Origin of the sequence: Streptomyces hirsutus (assembly GCF_001418415.1) — a bacterium.
GTDB lineage: Bacteria > Actinomycetota > Actinomycetes > Streptomycetales > Streptomycetaceae > Streptomyces > Streptomyces hirsutus.
Genome location: NZ_LIQT01000214.1, coordinates 1 through 10748, shown reverse-complemented (window position 1 = coordinate 10748; position 10748 = coordinate 1). Strand labels below are relative to the sequence as shown.

The 10748-nt window shown below is 67.6% G+C and carries 7 protein-coding genes; 6 read left to right on the top strand and 1 reads right to left on the bottom strand.

Annotated features, from left to right (window positions below; translation table 11 throughout):
• Positions 1-36: 36 nt before the first annotated feature.
• Positions 37-330 (bottom strand): hypothetical protein, encoded by a 294-nt coding sequence (locus tag AOK11_RS17450; RefSeq protein ID WP_055594642.1) that lies wholly within the window; start codon positions 328-330, stop codon positions 37-39.
• A 300-nt stretch (positions 331-630) separates the two neighbouring features.
• Between AOK11_RS17450 and AOK11_RS17445 the strand changes: the two genes are divergently transcribed.
• The 6 genes from AOK11_RS17445 to AOK11_RS17420 form a co-directional block, all read left to right on the top strand.
• Positions 631-3015 carry an ABC transporter family substrate-binding protein gene (locus AOK11_RS17445; RefSeq protein WP_079034916.1) on the top strand — a complete coding sequence of 795 codons (2385 nt, stop codon included), beginning with the start codon at positions 631-633 and terminating at the stop codon, positions 3013-3015.
• A 179-nt stretch (positions 3016-3194) separates the two neighbouring features.
• Positions 3195-5111 carry a translational GTPase TypA gene (gene typA / locus AOK11_RS17440; protein WP_055594641.1) on the top strand — a complete coding sequence of 639 codons (1917 nt, stop codon included), beginning with the start codon at positions 3195-3197 and terminating at the stop codon, positions 5109-5111.
• Positions 5112-6186: 1075 nt separating this feature from the next.
• The gene (locus tag AOK11_RS17435) at positions 6187-7224 is read left to right on the top strand and encodes an ABC transporter permease (RefSeq protein ID WP_055594640.1); all 1038 of its coding nucleotides are present in this window, start codon (positions 6187-6189) and stop codon (positions 7222-7224) included.
• 101 nt (positions 7225-7325) lie between these two features.
• On the top strand, positions 7326-9128 hold the full coding sequence (locus AOK11_RS17430) for an ABC transporter substrate-binding protein (protein WP_055594639.1): 1803 nt from the start codon (positions 7326-7328) through the stop codon (positions 9126-9128).
• A 103-nt stretch (positions 9129-9231) separates the two neighbouring features.
• Positions 9232-10209 (top strand): ABC transporter permease, encoded by a 978-nt coding sequence (locus AOK11_RS17425; protein WP_055594638.1) that lies wholly within the window; start codon positions 9232-9234, stop codon positions 10207-10209.
• Between the two features lie 10 nt (positions 10210-10219).
• On the top strand, positions 10220-10748 hold a 529-nt coding region (locus AOK11_RS17420; RefSeq protein ID WP_157869387.1), incomplete at its 3' end, for an ATP-binding cassette domain-containing protein.

Genomic DNA, 10748 nt, shown 5'->3' with positions numbered 1-10748 from the left:
GTCGGGTCCTGCGGGGTGGGGGAGGGGAAGGAGGGATCAGGGAGCGTGGCGGTCGCGTGCGCCGAGCCCCTCGTCGTCCGTGTCCACCCACAGGGACGGGTCGTACGGTGCGTCGGAGATGGTGACGAGGTCGGTCCGCTTCGGTACACCGGGCGTGGTGACGGCCGTCTCCCGGAGCAGCGCGACGCTCTCACGTAGATGGTTGGTGTCGGACCGGACGCGGCGCATCTCCAGGCCGCCGCTGCCGAGCTGCTTCTCCAGGCGCCCCACCGACCGGATCAGGTCGTCGAGATTGCGCTGGACGGATGCCAGTTCGTCGTGCACGGACATGACTTGCCCTCACTTCTCGCGGGTCCTTCAGGGTCCTTCAGGCCCAAGGCGGCAACGTTCATGCGCCTGCGAGTGTTGCGCGTCACACCTTGCGCTGTGAAGGGATGTGCATCGATTGGCCGAGGCGCATGGGTGCACCGCGCGGTGTTGTACGCCGTACGGGTGCCCTTCCGATCCGTGGCCGCCGTGTCGCTCTTGGTTGCCGAACCCTTTCCTCTTCAGTGGCCGCATACATCAGATGAAATCTAAATACCAACAAAAGTGATCATAACGCCCGCGGCTTCACGGAGGTAACCAGAGATGTCCCACGACGGCGTCGGCCCGCGCGCGGTCATGCGCTCGGTCGCCTTCCTCACCGCGGGCGCGCTCGCAGTACCCGCGCTGGCCGGATGCAGCTCCGACGACGATCCGGCCGGCCGGCCCCTCGCCGGCGGGGACATCGCCCGCGCCGACCGCGCGAGAGTCGCCGACGGCGGCACCCTGCGCTGGGGCGTGGACACCGTCCCGGACACCCTGAACACCTTCCAGGCGGACGCCGACGCCACCACCACCCGGATCGCCCAGGCCGTGCTGCCGTCGATGTTCCGGATGGACAGCCGAGGACGTCCGGTGCGCAACCCCGACTACCTGGAGTCCGCCGAGGTCGTCGAGACCGAGCCCAAGCAGGTCGTCCTCTACAAGCTCAACCAGCAGGCCGTCTGGAGCGACGGCCGGGAGATCGGCGCCGCCGACTTCGCCGCCCAGTGGCGCGCCCTGTCCGGCAAGGACTCCGCCTACTGGACCGCCCGCAACGCCGGCTACGACCGCATCGAGAAGATCGAGCGCGGCAAGGGCGCCCTGGAGGTCAAGGTCACCTTCAACCGGACCTACGCCGACTGGAAGTCGCTGTTCGCACCGCTGTACCCGAAGGACGTCATGGGCACCCCCGACTCCTTCAACGACGGGGCCCGCAAGAAGCTGAAGGTCACCGCCGGCCCGTTCAAGGTGAAGAAGGTCGACCGCGAGGACGACGAGGTCACCCTCACCCGCAACGCCCGCTGGTGGGGCGAACCGGCCCGGCTCTCCACGATCGTGCTGCGCGAGGTGCCCCGTGACGAACGCGTCGCCGCGCTCACCGCCGGAACCCTGGACCTGGCCGAGATCGACGCCACGGCCGCCCGCCGCATCTCCGTCGCCGCCGGCCCGCGGGGCACGAGGACGAGCGGGAGTGCGAGCGGGAGTGCGAGCGGGAGTGCGAGCGTGCCGAGCCGTGCGGACGAGGGCGGTACGCCCCTGATGGGCCCCGGAGCCGCCGGTCGCGGGGCCGGCCGGTCCGCGGCGAAGGCCCTGCGCTCCTGGGCCGTCGCGAACGGTTCCGACGAGGAGGCCGCCGACGAGGAGGCCGCCGCCCGCGAGGAGCGGCGCGAGGCCGCCGCGGAGCTCGCGCGTGAGCGGCAGGCCCTCAGCGGCTTCGAGGTGCGCAAGTCGCTGGAGCCCGCCTACACCCAGCTCGCCCTCAACGGAGCCGAGGGTCCCCTCGCCGACGAACGGGTCCGCCGCGCCGTGGCCCGGGCCCTGGACCGGCGGGACCTGGCGGAAGCGGTCCTGAAGCCGCTCGGGCTGCCCGCCGAGCCCGTCGGCAGCCACCTCGCACTCGCCGGGCAGACCGCCTACGCCGACAGCAGCGGCGCTCTCGGCGACCAGAACGCCAAGGAGGCGCGGGCCCTGCTCGCGGACGCCGGCTGGGTACCGGGCGGCCCGGTGGAGAAGAAGAAGGGGGAGAAGGCCGCCGGCGGTAAGGGCGAGAAGGCGGGATCGTCCGACAAGGGCGCGGACGACGACGGCACGTACATCGTCGGCGAGGACGACGGGGACGCCGAGGAGCACGGTGACGCCGGGAGCGACGGCGACAACGGCGACGACCACCTCGCCCAGGACGGCGCCCAGCACACGCGGCTGAAGCGGGGCAGTGTCCCCGGCGCCTACGCGCCCCTGGGCACCGCCGCCCCGGCCCGGGCCGAGAGCGCCCCGCTCGCCAAGGACGGCAAGGCGCTCACGCTCGACTTCGTGCTCCCCTCCGGGCCCGGCTCGGAGGTCCTCTCCACCGTGGCCGGCCGGATTACGAAGATGCTGGAGCGGGTCGGCATCCGTACGGAGATCACCAAGGTCGACGACGAGAGTTATTTCACGGACCACATCGCCTCCGGGGAGTACGACCTCGCCCTCTACTCCTGGCCCGCGACCGCCTTCCCCGCCACCGACGCCCGCCCCGTCTACGCCAAGCCGGTCCCGGCCGCCGACGGTTCGCTGAACATCGAGCAGAACTACACCCGGGTCGGCACCGACCAGGTCGACCAGCTCTTCGACCAGGCCCTCGCGACGCTCGACGACGCGAAGCGCGCCGGGCTGATCCGCAAGGCGGACGCCCGCATCTGGGCGGCGGCCGGCTCGATCCCCCTCTATCAGCGCCCCCAGCTCACCGCGGCCCGCAAGGACCTGGCCAACGTCGGCGCCTTCGGATTCCGCACCCCGGTCTACGAGGACATGGGCTACCTGAAGAAGGGCGCGCGGGGCCCGGCCGGGACACCGGGGGAGAAGCCCGCCGAGCCGCCCGCCTCCGTCTCCGCCTCGGAATCGGGCTCGGACCCGGACTTCGCCCCGAGCTCGGATGCCGACTCGGATGCGGACTCGGATGCGGAGTCCTGATCAGTCCTGATCACCCCGGGTGACGGGTCCGGTGGGCCGGTCCGGACGAGGAGGGCGAGCCCCCGGTGCCGAGGGCCCGTACCATGGGGAGAGGCCGTGGCGTGTTCAGCCCGGCAGGGCCCGCGCACCACAGCCGTCTGCGCAGGGCGCTTCTCACCATTCCGGGAGTACGCCAACTCATGGCTTTGTCCATCCAGCGTCACGACATCCGCAACGTCGCCATCATCGCCCACGTCGACCACGGCAAGACCACCATCGTCGACGGCATGCTCAAGCAGGCAGGTGCCTTCGCCGCCCACCAGCTCGACCAGGTCGACGAGCGCATGATGGACTCCGGCGACCTGGAACGTGAGAAGGGCATCACGATCCTCGCCAAGAACACGGCGGTGAAGTACCACCCCAAGGACGGCGGGGACCCGATCACGATCAACATCATCGACACCCCCGGCCACGCCGACTTCGGTGGTGAGGTCGAGCGTGCCCTGTCGATGGTCGACGGCGTCGTGCTGCTCGTCGACTCCTCCGAGGGCCCGCTGCCCCAGACCCGCTTCGTGCTGCGCAAGGCGCTCCAGGCGCGGCTGCCGATCATCCTGTGCATCAACAAGACGGACCGGCCGGACTCGCGTATCGACGAGGTCGTCAACGAGGCCTACGACCTGTTCCTCGACCTGGACGCCGACGAGGAGCAGATCGAGTTCCCGATCGTCTACGCCTGCGGCCGTGACGGCATCGCCTCGCTGACCAAGCCGGCGGACGGCACGGTCCCGACCGACTCCGACTCGCTGGAGCCGTTCTTCTCCACCATCCTGTCGCACGTCCCGGCCCCCACGTACGACGAGGGCGCCCCGCTCCAGGCCCACGTCACCAACCTGGACGCCGACAACTTCCTCGGCCGGATCGCCCTGCTCCGCGTCCACCAGGGCGAGCTGAAGAAGGGCCAGACGGTCGCCTGGATGAAGCGCGACGGCTCCGTGCAGAACGTGCGGATCTCCGAGCTGATGATGACCGAGGCGCTCACCCGCAAGCCCGCCGAGAAGGCCGCCCCGGGCGACATCTGTGCGGTGGCCGGCATCCCGGACATCATGATCGGCGAGACCCTGGCCGACCCGGAGAACCCCGTCCCGCTGCCGCTGATCACGGTGGACGAGCCCGCGATCTCCATGACCATCGGCACCAACACCTCGCCGCTGGTCGGCCGCGGCAGCACCGGCAAGGGCGCCGACGCGAAGGCGGCCGTGAAGGACCGCAAGGTCACCGCCCGCCAGGTCAAGGACCGCCTGGACCGCGAGCTGATCGGCAACGTCTCGCTGCGCGTCCTGGACACCGGCCGTCCCGACGCCTGGGAGGTACAGGGCCGAGGCGAACTGGCGCTGGCGATCCTGGTCGAGCAGATGCGCCGGGAGGGCTTCGAGCTCACCATCGGCAAGCCGCAGGTGGTCACCCGGGAGATCGACGGCAAGGTGCACGAGCCCGTCGAGCGGATGACGATCGACGTGCCCGAGGAGCACATGGGCGCGGTCACGCAGCTCATGGGCGTCCGCAAGGGCCGCATGGACAACATGTCGAACCACGGCTCCGGCTGGGTGCGCCTGGAGTTCGTGGTGCCCTCGCGCGGCCTGATCGGCTTCCGTACCGAGTTCCTCACCCAGACCCGGGGCACCGGTATCGCGCACTCCATCCACGAGGGCCACGAGCCCTGGTTCGGGCCGCTCACGACCCGTAACAACGGCTCCCTGGTCGCCGACCGCGCCGGCGCGGTCACCGCGTTCGCGATGACCAACCTGCAGGAGCGCGGTGTGCTGTTCACCGACCCCGGCACCGAGGTGTACGAGGGCATGATCGTCGGCGAGAACTCCCGCGCCGACGACATGGACGTCAACATCACCAAGGAGAAGAAGCTCACCAACATGCGGTCGGCCTCGGCCGATTCGTTCGAGGCGATCGTCCCGCCGCGCAAGCTGTCGCTGGAGCAGTCCCTGGAGTTCTGCCGCGACGACGAGTGCGTCGAGGTGACCCCGGAGTCCGTGCGCATCCGCAAGGTGAACCTGGACGGCCGCGAGCGCGCCCGCGCCGCGAGCCGCGCCAAGCACGGCTGATCCACAGGCCGGCACTCGGCCCCGCGCACGCGGACACATACGGCACCGGGCACCCCTGAACGCAGGGGTGCCCGGTGCCGTTCGTGCGGGCGGCGGAATGCGCGCCGGACCAGCGGACGGGGACAAGTCGGAACAGGCCGGAACAGTACGGAACAGCGCGGCGCAATGTCAGGGCGCAATGCCGCGGCGCGGTGTCGTGGCGAAGGGGAGCAAAAGAGGAAGGTAGGGATAACCCTCGATCTTGCCGGGAGATGCCCCTGAAGTGGGCAATGCCCACTACCCTTCTCCCGAAGCGGACGATCGTCGCGCCGGCGTGGTCAAGTTCACGCCCGATGCGCGGCCCGACGGCCAACGGCCCTGCCGCTCAAGCGTGTTGAGTGCACGACAGTCCTTTGAGGACCTTGCACGGGGGCCGCACTATCCGCAATGGATTTTCCTGAGACACGTGTCCGATATACGGACGTGCACCCCCGATAGATGTGTAACAAGTCCGTTTCGCAGGGATCTCCGACGAAACCCTTTGTCCGGATTTTGGAAGATGTAGTACCTAGCTGTGATCGAACCGAGACCTCGTGGGTGTGGCTCGGTCTTGTCGCATGGCAGATAGTTAGGCGCGTAGAACTCGGCCGAACGGGTCACGCGTCATCGATGCGGGCCCGCGGGTCAGGGAGCACCTGACGATCTCCGACACCAGCGACGGGCGGTGAACGAAGACATGTCGTGTGCTCCCCTTTGCGGTGAACCAGTGGATTCATGAGGAGGAACCCATGCGAGGTGCTGCAAGCGCCATATGGGTCGCGTCGTCCCCGATGACAGGTGCGGACCCCGCGGGTACGTTCAGCCCCGTTCACGTTCCCGCTCTCGAGGCCGAGGCAACGATCCGGCGTCGCGAACTTCCTTGACTGCCCCGGCCCGGGGCCGGCCGGCGCCGGTCCCGGGCCAGGGTCCCCCAGCGGTGGGGTCGACCTCCAGTCGCTGTTCCAGTCGCGCGCTTCGAATGACGTACGCCGTGCGAAGGCCGTCGGGCCGCTTGTGCGCTCCCGACGACCTCCAACACCTGTGAAACGGACGAATCATGACGAGTCCAACCGAGATCGAGGGTGCTGAGGCCTCTTCCGTCTTGGACAAAGAGAGCGAGCCGCAGGGCGACGCCCAGGAGCCGAAGAAGCTCGCGGGCCGCAGTCCCGGCCAGTTGATGTGGCAGCGCTTCAAGCGCGACCGCACCGGAGTGGTGTCCGCGTGCGTAGTGATCTTCTTCTTCGTGGTCTCCGCGCTCGCACCGCTCATCGCGAAGGTGTACGGCAAGGATCCCTACACGCTCTACGCCCAGGAGCCGGACTTCCCGTTCCTTCTGGACGACTTCGCCATGCCCACCGGTTCCTTCGGCGGCATGTCGGGCGAGTTCTGGTTCGGCGTCGAGCCCAAGCTCGGGCGTGACGTCTTCACCATGCTGCTGTACGGCGTCCGCACCTCGCTGTACATGGCCGTGGTCGTCACGACGCTGTGCGTGCTCACCGGTGTGCTCATCGGCTTGGTCATGGGCTACTTCGGCGGCCGGGTGGACTACTGGCTGGGCCGGGTCACGGACTTCTTCCTGGCCTTCCCGCAGCAGCTGTTTTTCATCGCTTTCATGCCCGTGGTGACCGCGATGTTCGTTTCCCCGCAGGACGAGACCCCCACCTACCTGCGGGCCGTGGCGATCACCCTGGTGATGTGGTTCCTCGGCTGGATGGGTCTGGCCCGTCTGGTGCGCAGTTCCGTGCTGTCGCTGGCGGACCGGGAGTTCGTGGAGGCGGCGAAGGTGTCCGGTGCCTCTCCCTGGCGCATCGTGCGCAAGGAGATCCTGCCGAACATCGTCACCCCGATCCTGGTGCAGGCCACCTACATCCTGCCGGGAACGATCCTCTCCATCGCCTTCCTCTCGTACATCGGTGTCGGCTTCGTCGAGCCGACCCCGGACTGGGGCCGGATGTTCGCCATCGGCTCCGAAGTGTACGAGCAGGACCCGATGTTCATGTTCTTCCCCGGCGTGGCACTGGTGGTCTTCGTGCTCGCCTTCAACCTTCTCGGAGACTCCGTCCGGGACGCATTCGACCCCAAGACCGGACGCTGAACCGTCCATTGGTGGGTGGGGGAGCTGCCGCCCCCGTTCCGACTTTCGGACCGTCAGGCAGCACTCGTGGACAACTAATGACAGGTAGGTGCATCCGCATCATGAAGCCCATCAGAACGCGTACCGTGCGTGCCATAGCTGTTGCCCTCGTGGCCGGCTCGCTGACCCTGACCGCTTGCTCCAGCGAAAGCGGCAGCAACAACAAGGGCAAGGACGACGCCAAGTCCCAGAAGGACGCCGCCAAGCAGCAGGACCCGGTCGCCTACGGTGACGCCGCCGCGTCCAACGGTCCGGCCGAAGAGGTCGCCGGCGCCAAGCCCGGTGGCTTCATCAGCGTGTACATGCAGTCGGACCTGACCCACATGGACCCGGGGCAGATCTACGTCAGCGACGCCGGTCAGTTCTCCAACCTGATCCACCGCGGTCTGACGAACTTCCAGGAGGACAAGGACGGCAACCTGACGGTCGTCGGTGACATCGCCACCGACTCCGGCAAGTCCTCCGAGGGCGGCAAGACCTGGACGTTCGAACTCAAGGACGGCATCAAGGACGAGGACGGCAAGGCCATCACCTCGGCCGACGTCCGCCACACCATCGAGCGTCTGTACTCCAAGGTCATCTTCGACGGTCCGACCTTCGTCCAGTCCTGGCTCTCGGGCAACGACTACCGCAAGGCGCTGCCGGACGGCCCCTACAAGGGCAAGCACCTGCCGGACTCCGTGCTGGAGACCCCGGACGACAAGACGGTCGTCTTCCACTTCGACCAGCCCCGCCCGGACCTGCCGCAGGCCCTGGCCATGGCCGGCTACTCCATCGTGCCCGAGAAGGCGGACACGAAGGAGAAGTACGACAAGGCCCCGAAGTCCCTCGGCCCGTACAAGATCGCCGAGCACAAGCCGGGCAAGTCGATGAAGCTGGTCAAGAACGACCAGTGGGACGCCAAGACGGACGCGGTGCGTCACCAGTACGTCGACGGCTACAACTTCAGCAGCACCGTCGGCCAGCCCAGCCAGACCAAGCGTCTGATCGCCGACCAGGGCGAGGCCAAGAACGCCATCCAGTTCACCGACTCGGTGGACCCGGCCCAGATGTCCACGGTCATCGGCGACGCGGACGCCAAGAAGCGCACCATCCAGGGCTACCAGCCCTACGTGTGGCAGCTGAACTTCAACCTGGACCGGATCAAGGACAAGAAGATCCGCGACGCGATCACGTACGCGATCCCGAACCAGTCCATGGTCCAGGCGGACGGTGGTCGCTACGGCGGTGAGGTCGCCGGCGGTCTGCTCGCCCCGACCCTGCCGAACTTCGACCCGACGTACGACCCGTTCGGCAAGCTGAAGAAGCCCAACGGTGACCCGGAGAAGGCCAAGGCGCTGCTGAAGGAGGCGGGTGTCAAGGAGGGGACGAAGCTCTCCTACGCCTACTCCAACACCCCGCGCGGCCAGGCCCAGATGGTCATCATCAAGGACGCGCTCAACAAGATCGGCTACGACGTCCAGGCGAAGGAGATCGACCGCGCCAGCTTCTACGAGCAGATCGGCAAGCTGAAGAACCCGTACGACATCTACATGACCGGCTGGGGCCAGGACTGGCCGTCCGCCTCCACGGTCATCACCCCGGTCTACGACGGTGAACTCGTCGCCGACGGTGCGTCGAACTACTCGCACATCAACGACAAGCAGGTCAACGACCTCATCAAGAAGGCCCTGACCCAGGAGCCGGAAGAGGCCGCCAAGACCTGGGAGCAGGCTCACCACCGCATCGTGGAGGAGATCAACCCGGCCGCCCCGGTCTACTACTCGAAGCAGATCCAGCTCTACGGTTCGAACATCGGTGGCGCCACGTACAGCAACGAGTCGAGCTACATCAACATCAACGACCTGTACCTGAAGCAGCCGTAACCCGTCAGCTCGGCTGACCGCGGGGGTGTGCGCCAGGCGGAGCGCACCCCCGCGGCCGGTACCCCCTCCCTGCCGCCGCGTTCGAAGAGAGCATTCACCCGCCATGCTTCAGTTCCTCATCCGCAGGCTGATCGGCGCCGTCGTCATCATGTTCCTGATCGGCGCCTTCACGTTTTTCCTGTTCTATACGATCCCCCAGGACTTCGCAGAGCTGTCCTGCGGCAAGAACTGCTCCCCCGAGAACATCGCGGTGATCCGCGAGAACCTCGGCCTGGACAAGCCCATCACCGCCCAGTTCTGGGAGTTCATGAGGGGCATCGTGGCCGGGCGGGACTTCACTCAGGGACACTGCTCCGCGCCGTGCCTGGGGATGTCCTTCGACAGCGGCGAGTTCGTCTGGGACTCGATCATGGACCGCTTCCCGCTGACGCTGTCGCTGACCGTCGGTGGTCTGGTGATCTTCCTGCTCGTGGGTCTCGGCGCGGGTCTGCTCGCCGCGTGGAAGCGCGGCACCGTGGCCGACAAGGCCGTCAGCGGTGCTTCGATCGTGCTCAGCTCGTTCCAGATCTACTTCCTCGGCCCGATCGTCCTCGGCATCGTCGTCTACCAGACCGGCTGGATGGAGAACCCGAGCTACCAGCCGTTCACCGAGAACCCGTTCGCCTGGGCCGCCGGCATGATCATTCCGTGGGCGGTGATGGCCACGATCTTCACCGCTCAGTACACCCGTATGTCCCGCTCCACCATGATCGAGCAACTGCAGGAGGAGCACGTCCGCACCGCCCGCGCCAAGGGCATGAGGCAGCGGTACGTCTTCTTCCGTTACGCCTGGCGCGGCTCGCTGATCCCGATCGTCACGATCCTCGGTATCGACCTCAGCGCACTGCTGTCCGGCGCCGTGGTCACGGAGTTCACCTTCGACCTGGCCGGTATCGGACGTCTCGCGGTCGATTCGTCACTGACGAAGGACCTGCCCGTGACGATGGGCGTCATGCTGTTCGGGGCCTTCTTCATCCTGATCCTGAACATCATCGTCGACCTCACGTACGCGTACATCGACCCGCGCGTGCGCCTCAGCTAGGAGAAACACCGTGACCACTCTGACCAAGACCGAAGGCGGGACGGCCCCGACCGGGCCGGATGCCTTCCTCTCGGTCCGCGACCTGCGGGTGCGGTTCTCCACCGAGGACGGCACCGTCAAGGCGGTCGACGGACTGTCCTTCGACGTCGAACGCGGCAAGACGCTCGGCATCGTCGGTGAATCGGGCTCCGGCAAGTCCGTCACCAACCTGACCGTGCTCGGCCTGCACAACCCCAAGTTCACCACCGTGGAGGGCCAGATCCTCCTCGAGGGACGGGACCTGGTCACCACGGCCGAGAGGGACATGGAGAAGATCCGCGGCAACAAAGTCGCGATGATCTTCCAGGACCCGCTCACGGCGCTCTCGCCGTACTACACGGTGGGCCGACAGATCGCCGAGCCGTACATGAAGCACACCGGCGCCTCCAAGAAGGAGGCGCGGGCACGGACGATCGAGATGCTGGCCAAGGTCGGCATCCCGCAGCCCGAGACCCGGGTGGACGACTACCCGCACCAGTTCTCCGGCGGTATGCGCCAGC

Bases quoted from the DNA above. Each gene is read 5' to 3' on its own strand.
- AOK11_RS17450 (WP_055594642.1), bottom strand. From the start codon at position 330: ATGTCCGTGCACGACGAACTGGCATCCGTCCAGCGCAATCTCGACGAC.
- AOK11_RS17445 (WP_079034916.1), top strand. From the start codon at position 631: ATGTCCCACGACGGCGTCGGCCCGCGCGCGGTCATGCGCTCGGTCGCC.
- typA (WP_055594641.1), top strand. From the start codon at position 3,195: ATGGCTTTGTCCATCCAGCGTCACGACATCCGCAACGTCGCCATCATC.
- AOK11_RS17435 (WP_055594640.1), top strand. From the start codon at position 6,187: ATGACGAGTCCAACCGAGATCGAGGGTGCTGAGGCCTCTTCCGTCTTG.
- AOK11_RS17430 (WP_055594639.1), top strand. From the start codon at position 7,326: ATGAAGCCCATCAGAACGCGTACCGTGCGTGCCATAGCTGTTGCCCTC.
- AOK11_RS17425 (WP_055594638.1), top strand. From the start codon at position 9,232: ATGCTTCAGTTCCTCATCCGCAGGCTGATCGGCGCCGTCGTCATCATG.